The organism is Cellulophaga omnivescoria, assembly GCF_001999725.1.
GTDB lineage: Bacteria > Bacteroidota > Bacteroidia > Flavobacteriales > Flavobacteriaceae > Cellulophaga > Cellulophaga omnivescoria.
The window spans coordinates 57,036-81,439 of sequence record NZ_MDDP01000006.1 but is presented as its reverse complement, the minus strand read 5'-3'; the positions used below and the strand labels follow the sequence as shown (position 1 = coordinate 81,439).

The window sequence follows — 24,404 nt, the reverse complement described above, 5'->3', positions numbered from 1 at the left end:
GAATGAGTAGCCTTAAAAATGTAATACTTGTTTTTTGTTTCTTTTATTTTGCGCAACTAATAACTGCACAAAAACAGCCCAATATTATTGTGGTATTAACAGATGACCAAGGTTGGGCAGATGTTGGTTTTAATGGTGCTACAGATATTCCTACACCAAATTTAGATAGAATAGCTTCTGAAGGTGTAATTTTTTCTAACGGATATGTTTCTCATCCTTATTGCAGTCCGTCTAGAGCTGGATTACTTACCGGAAGGTATCAGGCGCGTTTTGGGCACGACTGTAATATGCCATACAATGGTGAAAATGATGCAACAATTGGTACACCTTTATCTGAAAAACTAATATCTGAAGCATTAAAAGAACAAGGATACAGAACAAGTGCAATTGGCAAATGGCATATAGGAGATCATCCTAATCTGCACCCACCTGCACAAGGTTTTGACCATTGGTTTGGTTTTCCTGGCGGAAGTATGAACTATTGGGGAAAAGCAACAAGCAAAATTCAGACTATTTACCGCAACACAAAGCCAGTTGCAGAGGAAGAACTAACCTACTTAACTGATGATTTTACCAATGAAGCTATCAATTTTATCAACAAAAAAGATAAAAACCCATTTTTTATTTACTTAGCCTATAACGCACCACACGCACCAGACCACGCTACAAAAAAATATTTAGAGCAAACCAAACATATAGAGTATGCTGGCAGAAGTGTTTATGCTGCTATGGTAAATGCTGTAGATGCTAATATTGGTAAAATAGATTCTACTCTTGTTGCTAATGGTATTAAAGACAATACTATTTTAGTTTTTTTAAGTGATAATGGCGGAAGAATACAACATGCAGATAACAGACCTTACAGAGGTCACAAAGGAATGTTGTTTGAAGGCGGAATAAAAGTACCTTTTTTTATCTCATGGCCAAGCAAAATAAAAGAACATAGTAGGTATAAAAAACCTATATCTTCATTAGATGTATTTCCTACACTTTTAAATGCTGCTGGTGGTAATGCTGCTATAGAAAAACAATTAGATGGTGTAGATTTAATGCCTTATATACTGAATAAAAATAAAGATACACCGCACAAGACTCTGTTTTGGAGATCTTCTGGTAATTTTGAATATGCCGTAAGAAAAGGCAAGTACAAATTGTATAAAAGTGCCTATAAAAATAAAACCCTACTTTTTAATATTGAAGAAGATAATTTAGAGCGATATGATATTGCTACCCAACACCCAGAAATATGTATAGATTTAGAAAAGTCTTATGCCAACTGGGATGCAAAAAACAAGACTCCTGGTTGGTTAGATCCACACGCAGAAAATGTAGTTAAAGAGGATAAAAGATGGAGAAAAACACGAGAAAAATCATTAAAAAAGTAATATTTTAGCCACAAAACCAATTCAATGATACATTTACTTAAAAACAAAAAAAGATATATTTACGTTTCGCTGGCAATTGCAACTAGTATTTTTATAAGCAGCTGTAAAGAAACTAAAAAAGAGGCAGACAATTCTGCTAAAAATAATACAACAATGGAAACCGCCAAACCAAATATTGTTGTTATTTATATGGACGATTTAGGTTACGGAGATATTAGTGCTAATGGTGCTACAGAAATAAGTACTCCTAATATAGACAAACTTACCAACGATGGCGTTAGGTTTACCAATGGTTATGCAACATCTGCAACCTGTACGCCTAGTAGATATGGCTTACTAACTGGTGTGTACCCTTGGCGTAATAAAGATGCGGCAATTTTACCTGGTACTGCACCACTTATAATTAATACAGAGCAAACTACCATTCCTAAAATGCTTAAAAAACAAGGATACGCTACTGGTATTGTTGGTAAATGGCATTTAGGACTTGGACAAGGAAATGTGAATTGGAATGAACGTGTTTCTCCTGGTCCTAATGAAGTTGGTTTTGATTACTCTTACATTATGGCAGCAACACAAGATCGTGTACCAACAGTTTATATAAAAAACGGACACGTAGATGGTTTAGACCCAAAAGATCCTATAGAAGTAGATTATTCTAAAAATTATGACAACCAACCAACAGGCAAAAACAATCCGGAATTGTTAAGTATGAAATGGCATCATGGACATAATAATAGCATTGTAAATGGTATTCCTAGAATTGGTTTTATGAAAGGTGGTGAAGCTGCCAAATGGAGTGATGTAGATATGGCAGATCATTTTTTAAAAGAAGCTAAGTCATATGTTACAGAGCATAAAAATGAGCCTTTCTTTTTATACTACGCTTTACAACAGCCACACGTACCGCGTACACCACACCCACGCTTTGTAGGCAAATCTGGAATGGGTCCTAGAGGTGATGTAATTTTAGAAGCAGATTGGATTATTGGTGAGTTTATAAAAACATTAGAAGAAGAAAAACTATTAGAAAATACTTTAATTGTATTTACCAGTGATAATGGTCCTGTTTTAAACGATGGCTATTTTGATGATGCTGTAGAAAAATTAGGAAAACATACACCTGCAGGTGGCTTAAGAGGTGGCAAATACAGTTTATTTGATGCTGGCACACGTGTACCTTTTATTACGTATTGGAAAGGAAAAATAAAGCCTGCTGTATCTAATGCTTTGGTTTGCCAAGTAGATTTACTTAGTTCGCTAGCTAAACTAACAGGCAGTAATACTAACACAAATGATAGCAAGCAATTATTAGATGCATTTTTAGGAAAGTCTAACAACGGAAGAAAGCATTTAATTTTAGAAGCTAGCAAAAAAACAGCTTTAAGGAGTGGCGACTGGGTGCTTATTCCGCCTTACCCAGGTAAAGCTATAAATACACAAGTAAACATAGAATTGGGTATAGCTAATGAGTATCAACTTTATAATTTAAAAGAAGATAAACAGCAACAAAACAATTTGGCAAAAACAAACGCCAAAAAGCTATCTGAACTTGTTTCTATATATACACAATTAAGAGGGGAAACTACAGAGGAATTAAAAGAATTAGAATTGAAATAACTTATTACTTTAACCAAAATTTATAAGACCTTGAAAACATAATTCAAGGTCTTTTTTTATACAAACACTTTCCTTTTTAACACTAATAATACCTTAAAAATATGTAATAAACCATATGTTCTATTTTTCAATACATATCTAATTACCAAATAGACCAAGAATAAATAATTTTAATTTCTTATAAACAAAACTCATTATAATGAAAATAAAATTAGCGCTTTTAAGTTTATTTGTTACTGCAATTTGTTTTGCACAACGTAATAATTTACCAGAAGGATTTACTGTTGGTGACAGAACCAAAACAAACTTAAATTTTAACTGGAAATTTCATTTAGGAGATTTACCAAACGCTCCTACTACTATTAATTTTGACGATAGTAATTGGGAAAACGTTTCAGTACCCCATACACCACAATTGGTATCTTATGAGTTAGATAGCGTAAAAGAAACCTGGGTACAAGAAAAGTATTTGCGTGACATTAGTTGGTATCGAAAAAAACTTACGATTGATGCCAATGCTACAGGAAAAATATTTTTAGAGTTTGAGGCCATACACAATGCTACTGAGCTTTGGGTAAATGGTAAAAAAGTTGGCAACTATGCCGTAAACGGTTATGTTCCTTTCCATTTTGATATTACTGACTTTGTAAACTTGGGCAAAGAAAATACTATTGCTGTTAAGGCAGATAATAGTTTTAGTCAGGTAATTGCTCCTGACCCACACAGAACAGATTATGTAAAGTTTGGTGGCTTGTATAGAGATGTTTATTTGGTAACAACCAATAAGTTACACGTTAACTACAACTGGGAAGATTTTAATGCTGGTGTGCATATAACCACCCCAACAGTAAACAAGCATAACGGAACGGTTACCATAAAAACTACCGTAAAAAACGAAAACAATACCGCTAAAAACACAAAGATTATCACCAAAATTATTAATAAAGATGGCGTGGTTGTAAAAAAAATTACTTCTACTAAAACAATAGCGCCTAATAATGTATACACCTTTAGACAATCTGCAACTATAGAAGACAATTACCATTTATGGTCTCCAGATTCTCCCTATTTGTACAGAGCTAATTCTGTTATTTATGATGAAAATAATGCGGTAGATTTTGTAGAAAACAAATTTGGTTTCAGAAAATTTAGCCTAGAAAAAGGTAAAGGGTTTGTTTTAAATGGCGAGCCATTATTTTTAGTTGGTGCTAACCGTCATCAAAACTACCCAAATGTAGGTGATGCTGTTCCTAATTCTTTTCATTACAATGAAGCACTACAATATAAAAAAGCGGGAATGAACATTATTAGAACATCACATTATACACAAGATGATGCTTTTTTAAATGCTTGCGATGAGTTAGGTATTTTGGTTTATGAGGAACCTAGTACTTGGATTTTATGGGGTGATGATGCTTGGTTTTCTAATTTAGAAGCTGCTACAAGAACTATGATACGTAACCACAGAAACCACCCTTCTATTATTGTTTGGGGTGCCGGAATAAATCACAGAGGTCCAGTACCAAGAATGCAAACTGTTGCTAAAGAAGAAGATCCGTTTAGGTTAACAGCATCTGCATCTAGCCCATGGAACGGAGTAAAAAATGAAGGTGTTACAGATGTACACGCAACTATGGATTACCGTAGAACAGAATTTCCTGAGAGTGCTTTTACAATGGTTATGGAGCACGGTAGTACACCAGATTCCGAGGTAAATCAGTTTCATATTTCTAGGTACAAAGGCAATAAAAACAATTTTGCCGCTATAACTTGGTTGGGTGCAGATTACAATCATTTACAACCAGATGTAAATGACGAGCAATGGAAAAGAGATTTTATGACAACTTATGGAGTATTATCTGCTTTTAGAGTTCCTAAACCGGTGTACTACTGGTATCAATCTGAATTGGTAAATAAACCAATGGTACATATTGCAGATGAAACAGCTTCTAAAAACGGAAAAGTTAGAGTTTTTAGCAATTGCCAAGAGGTAGCGCTTTATCACAATGGGAAACTTATTGCAAGGCAAGTTCCAGATAATAGTCTTACCAAACTAAACCTAAACCATCCTTCATTTACATTTAAATATAATTGGAAAAGCGGAACCTTAAAAGCTATAGGTTATACAAATGGAGAAAAAATAACCGAGTTTACAAGGCATAAAGAAGAGAGTCCGTATAGTTTAAAACTAGATTTAAATATTACAAACCAACCTTTTTATGCTGGCGGATCTGATATACGCTTGGTACACGCATCTATTCTAGATAAAAATGGCGAGGTAGTTACTAACACTAAGCAGCGCGTAGAGTTTTTTGTATCTGGTGCAGGAGAATTAATAGACAATGGTAAAATAGATGCTAACCCTGCACGCTCTTTTAATGGTGTTGCATCAATTTACATAAAAGGAAAAAATACTCCAGGTAAAATTACAATTACAGCTAAAGCTAAAGGCTTAAAATCTGCTAAAACAAGTATTACAACATCAACCTATAATACAAATGAAATTATAAATAATGCTAATCCTATTTACGATTTTCCTGTAACAAGAGTAGACATTGGAGGCAATAAACAATTGGTACAATTTGATTGGGAAGAATGGACTGGTGATAGCAATAAAAACTTAACCTACAACCTAAAAGATTTTAATGCTACTATAGCGGTTAGTGCTACAGACAACATTAAATGGTTAGGAGATACCGCAATGTTAGGAGATTTAAGCTTTGTAGGCACAGATGGTCTTTATTCAGAAAAAGGAAATTTAAGTCTTAGCATAAATAATTTAAAAGCAGGTAATTATGAAATAGAAACGTTTCACCATACCAGAAGAGGCAACGTTAAAATGACCAATGAAATTGAAGTACAAGTTGTAGATATTAATGGTGCTTTTTCAAGAAAATCTGATGACCACATTGTAGATTATTACCAGAATGATAATACAGGAGAACGTAAACCATTATCTATTACATCTAAGTTTTCTGCAGACGGTAATAGTACAATAACCATCAACTTTAAAAATTTAAACAATGTAAGTGATATGTGGTTAAACGGCTTTGTATTAAAACAAGTAAAATAATGCATTTTTCCAACACCTAATTAACCACCCAACAAACCAAAAAACAATGAAAATAACACTAAAAAAATACTTGTTTTGGCTGTTTTTACTATGTTTTACTAGCATAATAGCACAAGAGCAAAATGAAAAAGTAATTTATATTAAAGAACCAAATACTACTTTGCAAGCTAATACTACGTATGAGTTTACTATTGGCTATGTTGCTTTAATTGATAGTGACTTAAGTGTTGAACTTAGTGGTGGACCCTCTAAATTTTATGCTGGCAGCAAGGTAAAAGTAAAAAAAGGTCAGGGTATAAAAAAGCTAACTATTACAACTAATAAAAAACCAACTATAGGCAAAGGCTATAAACTTGTTTTAAGTTTAAGAGATGTAAATGGCAATTGGAAAACTACACGTACAGGGCACGTTATTAGTAACATAGAAATGGTTAAACAAGCTGTTTCATTTTCTAACAATGTAACGTTTTCTCCACTTTTGGCTACTAATATTGTTAGTAATCCAAAATATAATGTACCAGTAAGTTACATTACAAAAGAACCAATATTTATACAAGCTGCAATTTGGGAGGGTGGTAAATGGTTAGCATCATCAGACCGTATAAAGGTATCTGCTGGTAAAGGAGATAAACAGTTAACTATAAATTACAATATACCTTTAGAGGGAAAAAATTACAAGTACTCTGTTTCTTTTGGTAGTCAAGAAGATTTTAGTAATAAAACGTATGTAAGTAAAGAAATATCTGGCCTAAAAATTACCAAACCTCAAAAACAACTTACCATAGTAGAGATTAATGATAAAAGCATTCAGGTATCTTTAAACAAAACAGCTAAAGTTTTAACCTTACCAAGTGCAACTGCATTTAAATACATAAAAATAATAACATTAAAAGGAGAAACAATTTTAGAGGTAAAAGATAGCAAGTCTGTAGCTCTTAATAACTTACCTAAAGGTGGATATTTTGCTATTACAAGCGACAATAATTATTACAAATTTGCAAAATTTTAAACATATGAAAAATAAAATTTTAACGCTTATAAGTATTACACTTTGCTCATTCTGTTTTTCTCAGAACAATAGTGTACAAATAGATTTTACCACCCAAAAGTTTATTGGAGATAAAAGTGAATTAAACCGAGAAAAATACTTTGCAATGCACGCTTCATACAATGACGGTGCTTTGGCAGACGACCCCAATTATTTATTTAACGATTTAGGTATTGAATTTGGAAGAACATTTGCTGGACCTGGACCTTTTTCTAAATATAAAAAAGGAGATTTATCTGTAAATAATGCTACTAAATTAGCCTTAGCAAATGCACAAAGGTTTATAAAAGCACCTTTATTTGATTCACAAAAAACAACAGATTTAATTATTACAGACCACCCTAGAGATGCTTATAAACTAGGAATGGATTTTGAAAAAGCTGCTGCTTTTAACGTAGCATATATTAAAAAAGCATACCCAGTAATGCCTAAATATTATGAGGTAATGAATGAGCCTTTTGTACACGCAAAAGATTTTGTAGATAGTTATGATAAGACTCCTAAAGTAATTTCAGAAATGTCTGAGTTTCATAAAATAGTAGCAGATAAAGTACACGCAGAAATTCCTAATATTATGGTTGGCGGTTATAGTGCTGCTTGGCCAGAATATGACAAAAATAACTTTGCTATTTGGAACACCAGAATGAAGGTTTTTATGGATACCGCTGGAGAAAGCATGCAGTTTTTTGCTACCCATATTTATGATGGTAGAAATGTAGAAGGCGACTTTAATTATAGGTCTGGTAGTAATTCTGAAGCTATTTTAGATTTAATTGAGTCTTATAGTTATCAAAAATGGGGTATTGTAAAACCTCATCTCATATCGGAGTATGGTTACACTGCAAAAGGTTTACAAGGACAACCTTATTCTGCTGCACTAAATGGTATTTGTTTAACATCATACAACAACATATTAATGTCTTTATTAGACAAACCAGACAGGTTGTTAAAAGCTGTACCATTTATTACTGGTAAAGCAACGTGGTTTTATAAAGATAGTAGAAACCCAAATGGTCATCCTTACCCTTGGGTATTACTACGCAAAGGAAAAAATGGAACCTACAAATACACGCACCTTAGAAAATTTTGGCAGCTTTGGAAAGGTGTACAAGGTAAACGTATTTATGCAACATCTAACAATCCAGACATACAAATACACGCGTTTGCAAATAAAAACAAGGGGTATGTTGCTTTAAACAATTTAGCTGATAATGTACAAACTATTAATATAGACTACCTAAACACTAGCAACCAATTGGTAAACAACTTAACTGTAAAAAGGTCTTACAATAATAAAAATGGTATTCCTAAGCTTGTTTTTTTTACAAATGAAAAAGCTGTAAAAGAACTAACCTTAAAACCTGGCGAAACTATTGTTTTAGATTATGACCTAGCAGATTATACGTTTTCTAATATTATAAAAGAAAACAACTATTATGCAAAAACTTGCTTACAAGAAATAAAAGCTAATGCTCCTATTACTTTTACTGTCAACAATGTAATTTCTACCAATAAAGGAAATGCTACTTTAAAAATGGGACTTGGTAGAGCTCATAATTTATCTAAAAAACCTATTGTTAAAGTAAATGGTATTAAGGTTATTGTACCTAATAATTGGGCTGGTTATGACCAAGCTAGCAGAGAACAGTTTTTTGGGGTAATACCAATACCTGTAGAACTAGAAAACATTAAAAACGGAACAAATACTGTAGAGCTCACTTTTCCTGATTCTGGTGGTTATGTAAGTTCTATTATTTTAAATACAGAAAACTTAAAAAAATAAATTATGGTTAGGCACTACAAAACTTATTTTTTAGGTGTTATATGTTTGGCGTTACTAGTTAGCTGTGAGTCTAAAAAACAAACATCAATAGCTAAAAAAAACACCAAACCAAATGTAATTTTAGTAATTACAGATGACCAAGGTTATGGAGATATAGGTGCTCTAGGAAATACAGTTATAAAAACACCTAATATAGATAAGTTGTATTCTGAAAGTTACCACTTAACTAATTTTCATGTTAGTCCTACTTGCGCTCCTACCCGTGCAGCTTTAATGACGGGTAGATACGCAAACAGTACAGGTGTTTGGCATACCGTTGGTGGTTGGTCTTTACTTAGAGAGCAAGAAAAAACTTTGGGTAATATGTTTGAAGAAGCCGGTTACGCTACAGCTGCCTTTGGCAAATGGCATTTGGGAGACAACTATCCGTTTAGGCCGCAGGATAGAGGTTTTTATGAAACAGTAATGCACGGTGGCGGTGGCGTACAACAAACCCCAGATTATTGGAACAACACCTATTTTAACGACACCTACTTTCATAACGGAAAACCAGAAAAATACAATGGCTATTGCACAGACGTTTTTTTTACTGAAGCCATAAATTTTATTCAAAAAAGCAAAGAGAAGCCCTTTTTCTGTTATATAGCACCAAATGCGCCACACGGACCATACAATGTTCCTAAAGCATATTATGATTTGTACAAGGACTTAAACGACTCCATTTTAGCCGATACACAAAAGCGTTTTTATGGAATGATTACTAATATTGATGACAATTTTGGAAAGCTTAGAAAAAAACTTACGGAACTAAAAATAGCAGACAATACCATTTTAATTTTTATGACAGATAATGGTACATCTGCCGGATACTATAATAGAAAAGGAAAAGTTACGGGCTACAACGCAGGTATGCGCGGAACCAAAGGTAGCCAATATGACGGCGGACATAGAGTGCCATTTTTTATACATTGGAAAAATGGTAAAATTAATACCGCTAAAGATATACATACACTTGCTGCACAAATAGACATTTTACCAACATTGGCTGAGTTGTGCAACATAAAATTACCTAAAAACCATTTAGATATAGACGGACAAAGTTTAGTTAGGGTATTAAGCGGAAAAGACTCTTTAAACAATAGACTTTTAATTACCGACTCTCAACGTGTTCAAAACCCAAAAAAATGGAAAAGCTCTGCTGTAATGCAAAACAATTGGCGTTTAATTAACGGTAAAGAGCTGTATGATATTAGCACAGATGTTGGTCAGCAAAACAATATAGCAGCTACCAATAAAGAAAAGGTAGCAGAAATGAGAAGCTTTTACAATAACTGGTGGACACAAGTATCTAAAGACTTTAATAAAGAAATTTATTTTAAAGTTGGCACAACTAAAGAAAACCCAATTACACTAACTGCACACGATACACACGGCAAAGAAACTATGCAACCTTGGAACCAAATACAAATTAGGCAAGGTAAAATTGGTGCTGGTTACTGGAGCGTACATATTTTAGAAGATGGTAATTACCAAGTTGCTTTAAGGAGGTATCCAAAAGAGTCTAACTTACCTATTAACACTTCTACTCCACCAATTACTACTAAAGAAATTGTTGGTTTAGAAAAAGATATTCCAGAAGGTAAAAACTTAAATTATAGTAAAGCTTCTATTGAGTTTAAGGATCAAATAGTATCAGAAATTGATGTAAAAGAGAATGATTTATCAGCAAACTTTAATATCAATTTAAAAGCAGGCAAAACTAAGTTCTATGCAAATTTTATTTCTGATAAAGGAGAAAAGAACGTGGCTTACTACGTGTACATTAAAAAGTTATAAAATGAAAAAATTACTTTTTGTATTTCTAATATATACTGCATTTTGCAAAGCTCAAGATAAACCAAATATTGTATTTATACTTACAGATGATCAATCCTATGATTTGCTTGGTTGTACAGGAAATACAATTGTAAAAACTCCAAATATAGATAAACTAGCAGACAATGGTATATTATTTACTAATGCACACGTTACAAGTGCTATATGTACGCCAAGCAGAATTTCCATTTTATTGAGTCAGTATGAGCGTAAACACGGTGTAAATTTTAATTCTGGCACTAGTGTTTCTAATGTTGCTTGGCAAAACTCATATTCTGTTGTTATGCGTAATAATGGGTATTACACTGGCTGGATAGGCAAAAACCACGCTCCTATTGGTAAAGGTGGTTATCATAGTGGATTAATGGAAAAAAACTTTGATTATTGGTATGCAGGACACGGACATTTAGGGTTTTACCCTAAAGACAATCACGCTATTTTTAATGACGCCATAGCCTTTACACAACCCGAAGTCATTAATGAAGCAGTAGATGATTTTTTAGACCCTAATGCACGTAAACTAAAAGGTGCATTACACTTTTTAGAAAATAGACCAACAGATAAACCTTTTATGCTTTCTGTAAACTTTAATTTACCACACGGAGCAGGCACAAAGTCTATGAAATTAAAAGATAGTGATGATGACATGTACAAAACCATGTACAGAGATATAGCTATACCGTTACCTGATAATTATATTGCAAAAAAAGACATTACAACACCTAAATTACCTGCTAGTTTATTGCATACAGAAGATAGGCAAACTGGTTACAATTATGTAAATACACCTACAACAGTTAAAGAGCGTTACATAAGAGAGCTACAAGCAATGACTGGTATAGATAGGCTAATTGGCAACCTACTACAAAAATTAAAAGCTCTTAAGTTAGATAAAAATACCATTATAATATTTACATCAGACCATGGGCTTTTTAGTGGGCAACAAGGTCTTGGCGGCAAAGCTCTATGTTATGAGCAAACTACACACGTACCCATAATAGTATACAACCCCAGCGCCAAAAAAAAACTAAAAGGTATTAAGAGTGATGCTTTAGTACAATCTATAGATATTGCCCCTACTATGCTTGCTATGGCAAGTATATCTATACCAAACACCTATCAAGGAAAAAATATAAGTAGTCTAATTAATGGTTCTAAAACCGAGGTTAGAGAATATGTTTTTACAGAAAATTTATGGTCTACACATTTTGGAAATCCTAGATGCGAGTCTGTGCAAACAAAAAATTGGAAATACATTAGGTACTACAAAAACAACAATTTTTCTGCAGCTAAAGAAATAGCATATGCAAAAGAGTTTAACATTCCTGTAAATGAAATGTTGTATAAAATGCATGATCCTAGTATTGCTGTGTATAGAAATTATATAGAGGCTCCTTTGCAAGGAGAACAACCTGTTTATGAAGAATTGTACAATTTAAAAGATGATGCATCAGAGTTACATAATCTAATTCACAAGCCAGCTTATAAATCAATTTTAGAGAACCTTAAAAAACAATGGAGAATTGAAATAGTTGCTGCTAGAGGCTCGGGCAAAACAGAAGTTTATAGGTATACAAATGATATGTACCCAGATGCAAAACATTAAAAAATTATAGGTAACTGGACAACATAAGCCTAAGTATCTTTTTAGATTATTAAAAAATACAAACCACAGGTTCTAAAATTAATTTTTATAGAAGCTTCTTCTTTTAAAAATAAAACTAGTTGGTGATTTTATAAAAAACTCTAAAAAAGATATCATAAACTATAAAACGATACTGTTTTGTTTAAATCTAGTTGCCTTAACACATATCTGTTAAAACTAAAAATCATTTATGGTAGTATTATAGTAGTTTATTTCCCTTAATACATTTCTCTTAAACTAATTTTATCTACTAATTAAGAAATTAAACTGGTGATGAGAAAATATTTAATATATCTATTATTTTACGTACTAAGCACACTTAGTACTTTTTCACAAACAAATATATTATTTATAGAGTCTGATGACCAAAGCAACCAAGCCATTGGAGCATATGGCAATACGTTTATGGTTACGCCAAATTTAGACAAGCTAGCAGAAGAAGGTACTTCCTTTACTGCTGCATATAATATGGGTTGCTGGTCACCAGCAGTTTGTATTCCTAGCAGAACTATGCTTATGTATGGTAAGTACTTATGGAAATCACAAAAAATAAATAAACAAAATGCTCCTAAATCATTTCCAGAAAAACTACATGATAACGGCTACCACACCTATATAACTGGTAAATGGCACGCAATGGGTAAAAGTGTAAAAAATATTTTTGATGAAACAGGTACTATACAACCAGGACAATTAAAAACGTACAACTCCCCAGCCGGACATATTACAGATATTACTGCTAATGAAGCTATAAACTTTATAAAAAACTACAACAGTAAAAAACCCTTTTTTACATATGTTGCGTTTAACGCACCACATGTTCCTAGGCAAACAACGCAAAATTACTACGATTTATACCCTGCAGACAAGGTTAAATTACCACCCAGTGTTGTAGATAATACACCACTAAACACTAATGTTAAATACCAATATACAAATAACCCCTTAAGTGCAAAAACAATGCAAAAACGTGTACAGCAAAATAATGCAATGGTAACACATATGGATACACGTATAGGAGATATTATTAACACATTAAAAGAAAAAGGAATCTACAATAAAACTATTATTGTTTTTACATCAGACCACGGAATTAACTTTGGTGAAAATGGAGTTGCCGGAAAAGTATGTTTGTATGAACCTAGCGTTACTGCTCCATTAATAATAAAAGCCCCAACTGTAAAACAAAACAATAAAATAACAGCTCGTGTGTACTTGCAAGATGTTGTACCCACCTTATTTAGTTTATTAAAAATTAAAGATAAAGAAACTACAGACTTTAAAAGTTTAATGCCATTACTTATAAATTCTAAAAAAACTAGAGAGTCTATATACTTAGCAATGTTTAATGACCAAAGAAGCATTATTCATAAAAATAATAAATTGATTTTATACCCTAAAACTGGTACTATAGAAATGTATAACTTAAAAAAAGACCCCTGGGAGACTAACAATATTAGCGCTATAAAAAGGAACCAAAAAACTATTAAAGACCTACTAACCAGGCTTAAAAAATGGCAAATTAAAACTGATGACCAAACAGATTTAAGCATATTTTACAACTAGTATTAACATTTAGTTTTCTTAAAAGCAAATTTTTAAAAGCGAATATTTATGAAACATAAAACCTATATACTATTACTATTGTTATGTTTTTGCTCTTACGGTAAAGCACAACAACCTAATATTGTTTGGATTGTTTCTGAAGATAACTCCAAACACTATTTAAAGTTATTTAACAAGCACGGTGTAACTACTCCTAACATAAAAAAACTAGCTAAAAAAGGAATTACTTTTACCAATGCTTTTTCTAATGCTGCTGTTTGTAGTGCTGCAAGATCTAGTATTATTACAGGTGTTTACGGACCAAAATTGGCATCGCACTACCACAGATCCGAAAAAAAAATTGTGCTACCAAATACAGTAAAGATGTTCCCTGAGTACTTACAAAACGCAGGTTACTATACCGCCAATAATGCAAAAGAAGACTATAATATTATTAAAAATAAAGATGTTTGGGACGATTCTTCTAGAAAAGCAAGTTGGAAAAATAGAGCTAATAATCAACCATTTTTTTACGTACACAACTTAGGCACTACCCACGAAGGAAGTTTACATTTTACTGAAGAAGAAATGAACTCTCACAAAACCAAAACTAACGTGCAATCTGTTTTTGTACAGCCAAACCACCCAAATACACAACTATTTAAGTACACCAATGCATTTTACCGAGACAAAATTGTGGCAATGGATAAAGAGGTAGGTGCTGTTATTAATGCTTTAGAAAAAGACAAGCTGTTAAGCAATACCATTATTTTTTATTACGGAGACCACGGTGGTGTTTTGCCCAACAGTAAAGGGTATTTAAAAGAAACAGGATTACAGGTTCCTTTGGTTGTTTATATACCAGAAAAATATAAAAAAATGTCTCCTTTTACTATAGGTACTTCAACTAATACCTTTGTTAGTTTTATAGATTTTAGCGCTACAGTTTTAAATTTAGCAGGTGTTACAATTCCTAAATCTATAGATGGTTCTGCTTTTTTGGGTAAATCAGTAAAACAAAAAACCATAAACAACAATTCTACTTTTGGTTATGCAGATAGGTTTGATGAAAAGTATGATATGGTTAGAAGCATTAGAGAAAATAACCTAAAGTACATTAGAAATTTTCAGCCTTTTAACATAGATGCTTTAATGAACAACTACAGGTACAAACAACTTGCCTACAAACAATGGAGCACGCTAAACCTACAAAACAAACTTAACCCTACACAGGCTAGTTTTTTTAAGCCCAAGATGGTAGAAGAATTGTATGATGTAGAAAAAGACCCATATGAAACCAATAACTTGGCTAAAAATGCAGCTTACAAGCATAAAATACTAGCTTTTAGGCAAAAGATGAATACTTGGCAAAAAGCTATGCCAGATCTATCATTTTATCCAGAGCATATACTAGTGGAGCAAGCTTTTAAAAATCCGTTAGCTTATGGTAAAAAACATCAAAAAAATTTAAATAAGTACATTAAAATAGCTAACCTACAGCTTATACCATTTAAAGACGCTAAAACAAAACTAAAAAAACATTTACTATCCAAAGATTCAACAGCACGTTATTGGGCGTTAATTTCAAGTACAAGTTTTGGTAGCAAAGCAACTAGTTTATCAGACCTAATTAAAAACATAATGCTTACAGATGTAGATATAGTAAATAAAATGAGAGCTGCAGAGTTTTTAGCTATAGCTGCAAAAAAAGACACTTCTAATAATTTAATTCAGCTTTTATATCAATCTAAAAAACCAAAAGAAGCACTTTTAATACTTAATAGCATTGTACTACAAAAAGATTTTTACCAGAAATATACGTTTCCTATTAACCAAAGTAAACTACATACTACTGTAAAAAATAATATGCTAATACAAGAGCGTTTAAAGTACTTACAAAACCAAATATAAAACCTTAAACTAACTAAAATGAAATCTATTTTACACGTTACTAAAAAAATTACATTACTTATTATTTTTATGATTGTTGGGCAATCTTTTGCTCAAAAAGCTCCGTTTTTTAAAGACGGACAAGATCCTAAACCTAACCAGAAAAAATGGAAATTGGTAAAAAATATGTCTGATGAATTTAATGGCAAAAAAGTAAATGAGAGTAAATGGCAAATATCTGGACAAGGATGGATTGGGCGTGCTCCAGGATTATTTTTGGCAGACAATATTAAAGTTAAAGATGGTAGTTTACAAATTACAACTACTCTACTAGACAAACCAATTATTAAAAACGGAAAAACATTTACACATGGTGGCGGTTATGTGGGCTCTAGAAACGCAATGAAATACGGGTATTACGAGTGTAAAATGAAAGCCAACAAAACCTTTATGTCTTCTACTTTTTGGCTAATAAATGAATCTAGAGAACAAAATGGCTGTAACAAAAGAGTAACAGAACTAGATATACAAGAAACGGTTGGCCAAATTGTTAATAAGGCAGAATGGATGAAGTATTTTGATGAATCTATGAACTCTAACACACATAGTAGAAATATTCCTGAAGGATGTGATTTTGAAAAAGGCTCTGTTAAATCTAAAGGAAAACTTGATACTAAAACTTATGAAGATTTTCATGTGTATGGTGTTTGGTGGAAATCTAAAGATGAAATTTTGTTTTTTATGGATGGTAATTTTGTATCTAAAGTAAAACCTGCAGCAGACTTTAATATAGAAATGTATTTAAGATTGGTTGTAGAAACGTATGACTGGAATCCGGTTCCTGAAGATGGCGGAATGAACGGTTCTAAAGATGAAAGAACTACTACTTATAACTGGGTAAGAACTTGGAAATTAATTGATACTAAATAATATGAAAAGACTAAAAATAACAATAATAAGTTGCCTTTTTTTAACGGCTAATAGTGTTTGTGCACAAAATTTTCCGTTTGAATTACCTAAACAAAAACCTAACCAACCGTTAAGTGAGGCTATGCAACGTAATTATGATAATTATTTAGCGCCAAGACCAGAAGACAACGAGTTGTACTCCTTATTTAAATATACAAAATTAGAAGGGCTAGATTATAGCAATGGAGACGGAACTGTTAGCCGTAGAGATCCTTCTAAAATTATTTTTGAAAACGGAAAGTATTATGTTTGGTATACACACAGAAAAACCAAAACACCTCCTAAAGGTGCTAAACAGGCTACAGAGACTATACCTTCTGCAGATTGGGATTTATCTGAAATTTGGTATGCTACCAGTTTAGATGGGTTTAATTGGGAAGAGCAAGGCGTTGCCATACCTAGACCACCTAAACCAGAATTGGGTCATAGATCTGTTAGTACTGCTGATATTTTAAAATGGAAAGGAAAGTACTATATGTACTACCAAGGTTTTAGTGAAGCTAGTGGTTTGCGTGGTGATGATTGCCCTGTACTAATGTCTTATGCAGATTCTCCTGATGGGCCTTGGATAGCAACTAATAAAATTGTGATCCCTAACGGACCAAAAGGTACGTGGGATCAGTTTTCTATACATGACCCATATCCTTTAGTATATAAAGATAAAATTTACTTGTACTACAAGTCTGATTTTGATGGAAAACCTGATTTGGTAAGAATGCAAGGTTTGGCTACTGCAGATTCTCCTTTTGGACCTTTTACTAAAAATAAACTAAATCCAGTTTTAGCATCTGGTCATGAAACTACTATGTTCCCTTTTAAAGATGGAATTGCTGCTTTAACAATTAGAGATGGTAATGAGCACAACACCGTACAGTTTGCAAAAGATGGTGTTAATTTTAAAATTGCCTCTATAGTAGAAATGACGCCTACAGCAGCAGGACCTTATGTGCCTGATGCCTTTACAAATACTAAAAATGGCACCGGAATTAGTTGGGGATTATCTCATTTTACAAATGCAACAACTTGGGATAAAAATCATGCTATTTTAGTACGTTTTGACTGTGATTTGAGTACTGCCATTAACGATCCTGAAATGAAAAAACACCACGTTTATCACAGACCAGAGGTGTATTTAAAACAAAGTTTAAGTAAAAAACAAAAAGAACGCATTACTGCAAGTAATAAGGAATTACAAAAGTCCAAATAAAAAGTAACATCTTAAAAAAAAGCCCAAACGAGTAATTTAACTGTTTGGGCTTTTTTATGGTAAATATCTATTTAAATTTTAGTTTTCTCTCCTGAATCTCTGTACATGTTGTAGGTAGTAAAAAGGCTTTTTATTTTAGATGCAAACTCTGGTTTGTGTATTAAATTTTGCATTTCATTTTCTGTAACATTATTATTTAAATTAAATAATGCTACTGGAGTTCTGGTACTATTAGTTTTATCTTTTTTATCAAAAGCTATAATTAATTTCCATCCATCTTTAATAATAATTGCTTCTTTGCCAGTACCAGATTGTGTAACTAAATAAGGGTGCACTTTTTTACTTTTGTTTTCTCCTGTAAAAATTGGTAATAAGTTGGCTGAATCATTAGCTTGGCCTTCTTCAATTTCTTGACTTGTAATTGCTGCCAAGGTTGCTAAAATATCTATAGTTAAAATTGGTGTTTTAGATGTAGATTTCTTCTTAATTTTTTCTGGCCACCAAGCAATAAAAGGTACTCTGTGTCCGCCCTCATAAGCTTGGTTTTTTCCTCCTCTGTAAATATCGTTAGATTTGTGACCAGATTGTATACTCTTCCTTTTTAATAACCCCCCATTGTCTGATGTAAACAAAATTATAGTATTATCATAAACACCTTTCTTTTTTAATGCTGCTACTAGCATAGCCATTTGTACATCTAACTCTTTTACCATATCTAAATGTTTAGACGGTGTTTGGTCTGCTATTTTTTCACCATTTAGTCTTTTTGTAGGCGTGTGTGGCAAATGCACTGCTAAAGAACAGTAATACATAAAAAAAGGTTTGTTTATATCTGCCTTAGCAATATAATCTACTGCTTTATTTACAAGTAAAGGTCCCATATTGTGCGGATCCCAATTTGTATCTCCTAAGCCTTCATCTTTATCTAAAATAACCCCTTTTTTGGTCATATTCTCCTGTGATATATAGCCAATTTCTGAGTTTCTTTCTAAAGGCATCCACTCTTGATTTTCATACACCACATAAGGTACATTTTGTATTCCTGCAGGAAAAGTTAAACTATAGTCAAAACCATTATCTAGTGGTCCTTTACCTACTATTTTACGTACATCTACGCCTAACTCTACTCTTTTTCTAGGAGATCTATATACTTCTGTTTCACTCCCTTTTCTTAAAAAATCCATTCCAAAACCCCATTTGCCTAAAAAAGCTGTTTGGTATCCTGCATTTTTCATAAGCTTACCAAGAGTTAATTGGTTTGGCTTAATTGGTGATGCCTCATAAGCTCCCCAAACACCCCAAGGAGCATAACTACGGTAACAGTTATTGCCTGTCATTACTGCATATCTAGATGGTGCACATAATGCCGCAGGAGAATGTGCATCTGTAAAAACCATTCCGTTTTTAGCTAAATTATCTATAGCTGGTGTTTTTAAAACCACATTGTTACTATGCATTTTTCTGTAATAAGAAATATCTCCTACACCAATATCATCTGCTAAAACAACAATTACATTAGGCTGTTTTTGCGCAAAAATCTGTGCTGCAAAAACAACACATATCACAAATATGTACTTTTTAAACATTCTTCTTATTTTAACATTAACCAATTTAGATTTACAATTTTATCGGCACCCCAAACAGATTTAAAAACAACTACAATATTTTGCATGCCAGAAACCTCTTTTAAAAGATTTGTTTCTATGGTTTGCCAACTATTCCAACCACCAGTATATTTTATAGGAAACTCTGCAATTAAATCTCCCTTAAGATTTCCCAAACGTACCTCCATAGAGCCTATTCTTTGTCCGCTTGCTACGCGTGCAACTATTTTTTTTGCAGAACCGTTTGCAAAATCTACATTGTTAAAAGTAACATTCCCCATCATTTTAGTATCGCTCACCATCCAACCTATTGGTTCATTACCACCTACAAAACTAGTTTTTGCTCCACTAATATTATTATACCTATCTACTTGTATTTTTTCTCCTATTGTTGGTGCTCCTATGCCTCTTAATGTTGGCTTTACGCGGGCTATGCTCCCATCTTCTTTAAATGTCATATAATCTGCACGCATAGATCTTAACTTATTGTAACCACTAATTTCCCACCAGTGATAAAACAATATCCATTTTCCTTTATAATTTACAACAGAATGGTGATTGGTACCATTGCCAAGGTTGTCCATTATTTTACCTCTATAGGTAAAAGGCCCTAAAGGATTGTTACTTGTAGCGTATGCAATAGTGTATCCTTCATTTGCAAATACATGCGCAAAAGTTAAGTAATACATACCATTTACTTTTATAGGAAAAGAACCTTCTTTGTAGCCTGCTGGCAACCCTTCTATTTTTATAGGTTTTGCAGCTATTTCTTTCATATTATCTTTTAATGGAGTAACATATAATTTTTCTCCTCCACCAAAATATAAATAAGCTTTACCATTATCATCTAACAACAAGCCTGGATCTATACCTTCTACACCTTTAATGTAATTTTTTTCCCATTTAAATGGCCCAGTAGGACTTTTAGAAGTACCTACGCCTATACGCCTAAAGGAAGATTTATCTAACGGTTCTGCAGGGTAATAATAGTAGTATGTATCTCCTTTTTTAATACAATCTGGAGCCCACATACCGTAGGATTTTTTTTTACCCCAAGGCACACTATTTTGATCTAAAACAACACCATAATCTTTCCATGTATTACCACCTTCTAAAGAATACATATGATAATCTGGCATACAAAAATCTGGTGCTTGTACTCCTTCCTCTGGTACTATATCATGAGATGGATAAACATACAACTTACCATTAAAAACACGAGCAGTTGGGTCTGCCGTAAATATATCTGTTACCAAAGGGTTTTGTGCATTTATACTAGCACACAGTAGTAGTAATAATACTGTAAGTAGTTGCAAAACATTTTTCATATAATATAAATTATGTTGGTTTACGTTAGTTGTTAATTTAATCTGCATGAGCGTCTATTGTACCACCAATATTGTTTTCTTTATAACCCTCTAAACTAACTTTAAATGCGTGTGCATATTTTGTTGGTAGTTTAGCTGGGTTGGCTATTACAAGTCCTCTTTGGTCTCTTTTCCAGCTAATTTTTTCATTACTGCCCAATAAACTTATATTTTCTATTTTAGAGTTTAATACTCCTATAGCGGTAGATAAAGACTTTACCGTAATTTCTTTTTTAGGAGTATCCATTACTATAATATAAAATTCCTTATCTGATTTTTTAGTAAACCTAATATCTGCATCTGTGTATGCTATTTTAAATTTTTCAACTTTATGTCCGCCTTCTGGTAAACGAGTAGGCCCCTCACCAAAAATTGTCCAAGGTCTTGTACCATAAATTGCATCTCCGTTTACAGCTAACCAACTTCCCATATCTAACAATAAGTTTTTCATTTCTTGAGGTATAGATCCATCAGGGTTTGGTGGCACATTTAACAACATTAAACCATTTTTAGATACAATATCTACAAGTATATCTACAAGCTCATTTGGCGTTTTAAACTTGGCATTGGGTCTGTAAAACCAAGCACCAGGAGACGTATCTGTTAACCACATAGGAGACTTTGGCTGGTTTGGTCTTCCACGCTCATAGTCTTTAACAGCAGTGGTTTCAGGAAAAGTAGATTCTTTGTAAGACACTACAACCTCTTTGTTCCATTCAATTCCTTTATTGTAATAATATGCTAAAAATTGCTGTCTACTTTCTTCTGTCATATTCTCTAACCACCAGTCAAACCAAATTAAATCTGGTTGGTACACATCTATATATTCTTTAATTTTAAGCCACCAATCATTATAAAAATCTTCATCTGGAGTATTAGATTCTAATGAATGTGGATTTGTATATAAGTCATAATCTTTAGGGTTTATGCCGCCATGTTTGTGTGCAGGTGCAAAATATTTCCACGTAAATGCATGGTGAAAAGAAGCCATAAATTTTAGCCCCTTTGCCTCTATTTCTTTTTTTAATTCTGCTGATGGATCTATGCCACCATAATTTATAGAATTCCAACGTGTGACCTTGCTGTTCCACATAGCAAAATTATCATGGTGCATAGCTACAGGCCCTGCAAATTTAGCTCCTGATTTTTTAAATAACTCTGCCCATTCTTTTGCATTAAAAGCAGTAGGAGAAAATTGTTCTATTATATGCTTATAACCATATTTTGCTGGCTTACCATACTTTTTTTTGTGGTGTAGGTAGTTAGTTGTTGGCTTACCATTTTTGGTTGGTACTTTTTTACCGTCTTCATACATTTTCATTCCGTGCCAACCAGCATAATACTTATCTGCATCTGTACCTTCAAAAGCAGAAGAAACTGGTCCCCAATGGGCATATATTCCAAACTTAGCATCTTTAAACCAATTGGGAGTAGCATTTACCTTTGCTAAAGACTCCCAACTTTTTGTATATACCGCATTACTATTTTTTTGTTCTTTTGAAGATTGACTATAACTAAACGCTACTATACTAAAAACTGCTATTGTTAATTTTAATTTTACCATACTAAAAAGGATATTATAGTAGCAAAGTCTTTTCTTTTTTGCTCCTAATTACTAAAAGTGTTGTTTGTTACCTTAAACACATTTCAAAAATAATTTAATAGCCTCCTTTAGCAGATAACGTATGTTTTAGAATATAGAACGGATGATGAATTGTGCTAAAAACCACAGGTAATTAAGTGTTTATTAGTTTTAGCACACACAATAGATAAAATAAAAAGCCAATATTTTAAACTAATAAAATTTTGGCTTTTACTAACATTAAAAAAATCTAACTACATTTTTAACTCAATAACATATGCAAAGTCTCCTGGTTTTTCTTTTGGCATTGTAACTTTAAAACCATCTTTTTCTTGACTCCACTTTATTTTTTCTTTACTACCCAATACTCTTGCACTGGTAATATTTAAATCTTTAGCATGTTCTGATCCTTTAGCTAAAGACTCTATAGTTACAATACCATCTTTAGGCCAATCTAAAACAATAGCATAAAGCTTATTATCTTTGGTTGTAAACCTAATGTCTTTAGAAGAAAGGTCTTTATTATTCCCTTCAGAGTGGTGCCCCTTTTTAACCTCTGTTGGTCCTTCTCCAAAGGTTTTCCAGTAAGTAGTGTTATAAATAGCATCACCATTTATAGTTAACCAATCTCCTATTTGTAGTAAAATTTCTTTTTGATCTTCTGGTATGGTACCGTCAGATTTAGGCCCTACATTTAGTAAAAGATTTCCGTTTTTACTAACAATATCTACCAAATCATCTACAATTTGGTTGGCTGTTTTAGACTGCCAATTAGAAACATAGCTCCAAGAGTTTTTGCCAATAGAGGTATCTGTTTGCCAAGGTAATTTACGTATACCAGGTAGTTTACCTCGTTCTAGATCATAAATAACTGTACCCTCAGGGAAAGCTTCATGAGAAAAGTTTTTATCTTGTAGAACAACCTCTTTACCCCACTCTATACCTTTATTATAGTAATAAGCAGCTAATTTTGGTCTCTGATCTTCAAAATCTGGAATATCTAAATAAAAATCGAACCACATAATATCTGGTTGGTAATTATCTATAATATCTTTAGTTCTTGCCCACCACAACTCTTTAAACTCTTTAGAAACAGGTTCGTTTAAATCTTTACCTTTTGTAGAGTACAAATCTGCATACTCAGGGTTTGTAGTATCAAAATGATCTTTTTTGTTAAAAAAAGACCAATTAAAAGCAAAGTGAGAAGATGCTCCCATAATCATACCTTTTTGTCTTCCGGCTTTAAATAACTCTCCTAAAACATCTCTTTTAGGTCCCATATCTACCGAGTTCCAACGTGTAACATTAGATTTGTACATTGCAAAACCATCATGATGTTCTGCCACGGGTATCACATATTTTGCACCAGATTTTTTAAACAAATCTATCCATTCATTCGCATCAAAATTTTCTCCTTTAAACATTGGTATAAAATCTTTATAACCAAACTTTTTTTGATCTCCCCATTTTTCTTTGTGGTGGTTATATACATCAGAAGGTCCCTTTTTTTCTAAATTTAGTTGCGCAGAAAAAGTAGCCGTATCCATATACATTTTACGTGGGTACCATTCTGATGAATATGCTGGAACACTATATGCGCCCCAATGAATAAAAATTCCAAACTTTTTTTTATTGAACCAAGTTGGGTCTTTATAATTTTTTTTGATTGATTCCCAGTTTGCTTCATAAACTGGCTTAGTTTCTTGAGCTATTTCCTGCTTTTTATCTTTTTTATCTGCACAAGACAAAATAGTTAAAGAGAGAATAAAAAGGCTAAGTACTATATATTTTCCACTTTTCATATCTAATAG

15 protein-coding genes are annotated in these 24,404 nt (G+C 32.7%); 11 read left to right on the top strand and 4 right to left on the bottom strand.

The window, feature by feature from the left end; genetic code table 11:
* Nucleotides 1–2: 2 nt before the first annotated feature.
* From BFJ87_RS04000 to BFJ87_RS03950, 11 genes are all read left to right on the top strand, one after another.
* Nucleotides 3–1,385, top strand: a complete 1,383-nt coding sequence (locus BFJ87_RS04000) for a sulfatase-like hydrolase/transferase (RefSeq protein WP_077400274.1) — start codon at nt 3–5, stop codon at nt 1,383–1,385.
* Between the two features lie 24 nt (nt 1,386–1,409).
* Nucleotides 1,410–3,005, top strand: coding sequence for a sulfatase family protein (locus tag BFJ87_RS03995; protein ID WP_077400272.1), 1,596 nt, complete (start codon nt 1,410–1,412; stop codon nt 3,003–3,005).
* 199 nt (nt 3,006–3,204) lie between these two features.
* The gene (locus BFJ87_RS03990; RefSeq protein ID WP_077400269.1) at nt 3,205–6,078 is read left to right on the top strand and encodes a glycoside hydrolase family 2 protein; all 2,874 of its coding nucleotides are present in this window, start codon (nt 3,205–3,207) and stop codon (nt 6,076–6,078) included.
* Between the two features lie 46 nt (nt 6,079–6,124).
* The gene (locus tag BFJ87_RS03985; RefSeq protein WP_077400266.1) at nt 6,125–7,087 is read left to right on the top strand and encodes a hypothetical protein; all 963 of its coding nucleotides are present in this window, start codon (nt 6,125–6,127) and stop codon (nt 7,085–7,087) included.
* Nucleotides 7,088–7,091: 4 nt separating this feature from the next.
* The gene (locus BFJ87_RS03980) at nt 7,092–8,909 is read left to right on the top strand and encodes a beta-agarase (protein WP_077400483.1); all 1,818 of its coding nucleotides are present in this window, start codon (nt 7,092–7,094) and stop codon (nt 8,907–8,909) included.
* A 3-nt stretch (nt 8,910–8,912) separates the two neighbouring features.
* On the top strand, nt 8,913–10,745 hold the full coding sequence (locus BFJ87_RS03975) for an arylsulfatase (protein ID WP_077400263.1): 1,833 nt from the start codon (nt 8,913–8,915) through the stop codon (nt 10,743–10,745).
* A 1-nt stretch (nt 10,746) separates the two neighbouring features.
* Nucleotides 10,747–12,390 carry a sulfatase-like hydrolase/transferase gene (locus BFJ87_RS03970; protein ID WP_077400260.1) on the top strand — a complete coding sequence of 548 codons (1,644 nt, stop codon included), beginning with the start codon at nt 10,747–10,749 and terminating at the stop codon, nt 12,388–12,390.
* A gap of 312 nt (nt 12,391–12,702) precedes the next feature.
* Nucleotides 12,703–13,995, top strand: coding sequence for a sulfatase-like hydrolase/transferase (locus tag BFJ87_RS03965; RefSeq protein ID WP_077400258.1), 1,293 nt, complete (start codon nt 12,703–12,705; stop codon nt 13,993–13,995).
* Between the two features lie 48 nt (nt 13,996–14,043).
* A complete protein-coding gene (locus BFJ87_RS03960; RefSeq protein WP_077400255.1) occupies nt 14,044–15,885 on the top strand; it encodes a sulfatase-like hydrolase/transferase in 1,842 nt (613 codons plus the stop codon).
* A gap of 18 nt (nt 15,886–15,903) precedes the next feature.
* Entirely contained in the window at nt 15,904–16,794 is an 891-nt protein-coding gene (locus BFJ87_RS03955; protein WP_075694332.1) for a family 16 glycosylhydrolase, read from the top strand.
* A gap of 1 nt (nt 16,795) precedes the next feature.
* Nucleotides 16,796–18,040: a glycoside hydrolase family 117 protein gene (locus tag BFJ87_RS03950; protein ID WP_077400252.1), complete on the top strand. Its 1,245-nt coding sequence runs from the start codon at nt 16,796–16,798 to the stop codon at nt 18,038–18,040.
* Nucleotides 18,041–18,111: 71 nt separating this feature from the next.
* Here BFJ87_RS03950 and BFJ87_RS03945 read toward each other — a convergent pair whose 3' ends face one another.
* The 4 genes from BFJ87_RS03945 to BFJ87_RS03930 form a co-directional block, all read right to left on the bottom strand.
* Nucleotides 18,112–19,626, bottom strand: coding sequence for a sulfatase family protein (locus BFJ87_RS03945; protein WP_077400480.1), 1,515 nt, complete (start codon nt 19,624–19,626; stop codon nt 18,112–18,114).
* A 5-nt stretch (nt 19,627–19,631) separates the two neighbouring features.
* The gene (locus BFJ87_RS03940; protein WP_216352837.1) at nt 19,632–21,020 is read right to left on the bottom strand and encodes a family 43 glycosylhydrolase; all 1,389 of its coding nucleotides are present in this window, start codon (nt 21,018–21,020) and stop codon (nt 19,632–19,634) included.
* Nucleotides 21,010–22,575 (bottom strand): alpha-L-fucosidase, encoded by a 1,566-nt coding sequence (locus BFJ87_RS03935; protein ID WP_077400249.1) that lies wholly within the window; start codon nt 22,573–22,575, stop codon nt 21,010–21,012. Before BFJ87_RS03935 ends, BFJ87_RS03940 begins: the two co-directional genes overlap by 11 nt.
* Before the next feature lie 272 nt (nt 22,576–22,847).
* A complete protein-coding gene (locus tag BFJ87_RS03930; protein WP_077400246.1) occupies nt 22,848–24,395 on the bottom strand; it encodes an alpha-L-fucosidase in 1,548 nt (515 codons plus the stop codon).
* Nucleotides 24,396–24,404 lie beyond the last annotated feature (9 nt).

Coding starts and splice junctions, on each gene's coding strand:
- BFJ87_RS04000 (WP_077400274.1), top strand. CDS start 3: ATGAGTAGCCTTAAAAATGTAATACTTGTTTTTTGTTTCTTTTATTTT.
- BFJ87_RS03995 (WP_077400272.1), top strand. CDS start 1,410: ATGATACATTTACTTAAAAACAAAAAAAGATATATTTACGTTTCGCTG.
- BFJ87_RS03990 (WP_077400269.1), top strand. CDS start 3,205: ATGAAAATAAAATTAGCGCTTTTAAGTTTATTTGTTACTGCAATTTGT.
- BFJ87_RS03985 (WP_077400266.1), top strand. CDS start 6,125: ATGAAAATAACACTAAAAAAATACTTGTTTTGGCTGTTTTTACTATGT.
- BFJ87_RS03980 (WP_077400483.1), top strand. CDS start 7,092: ATGAAAAATAAAATTTTAACGCTTATAAGTATTACACTTTGCTCATTC.
- BFJ87_RS03975 (WP_077400263.1), top strand. CDS start 8,913: ATGGTTAGGCACTACAAAACTTATTTTTTAGGTGTTATATGTTTGGCG.
- BFJ87_RS03970 (WP_077400260.1), top strand. CDS start 10,747: ATGAAAAAATTACTTTTTGTATTTCTAATATATACTGCATTTTGCAAA.
- BFJ87_RS03965 (WP_077400258.1), top strand. CDS start 12,703: ATGAGAAAATATTTAATATATCTATTATTTTACGTACTAAGCACACTT.
- BFJ87_RS03960 (WP_077400255.1), top strand. CDS start 14,044: ATGAAACATAAAACCTATATACTATTACTATTGTTATGTTTTTGCTCT.
- BFJ87_RS03955 (WP_075694332.1), top strand. CDS start 15,904: ATGAAATCTATTTTACACGTTACTAAAAAAATTACATTACTTATTATT.
- BFJ87_RS03950 (WP_077400252.1), top strand. CDS start 16,796: ATGAAAAGACTAAAAATAACAATAATAAGTTGCCTTTTTTTAACGGCT.
- BFJ87_RS03945 (WP_077400480.1), bottom strand. CDS start 19,626: ATGTTTAAAAAGTACATATTTGTGATATGTGTTGTTTTTGCAGCACAG.
- BFJ87_RS03940 (WP_216352837.1), bottom strand. CDS start 21,020: ATGCAGATTAAATTAACAACTAACGTAAACCAACATAATTTATATTAT.
- BFJ87_RS03935 (WP_077400249.1), bottom strand. CDS start 22,575: ATGGTAAAATTAAAATTAACAATAGCAGTTTTTAGTATAGTAGCGTTT.
- BFJ87_RS03930 (WP_077400246.1), bottom strand. CDS start 24,395: ATGAAAAGTGGAAAATATATAGTACTTAGCCTTTTTATTCTCTCTTTA.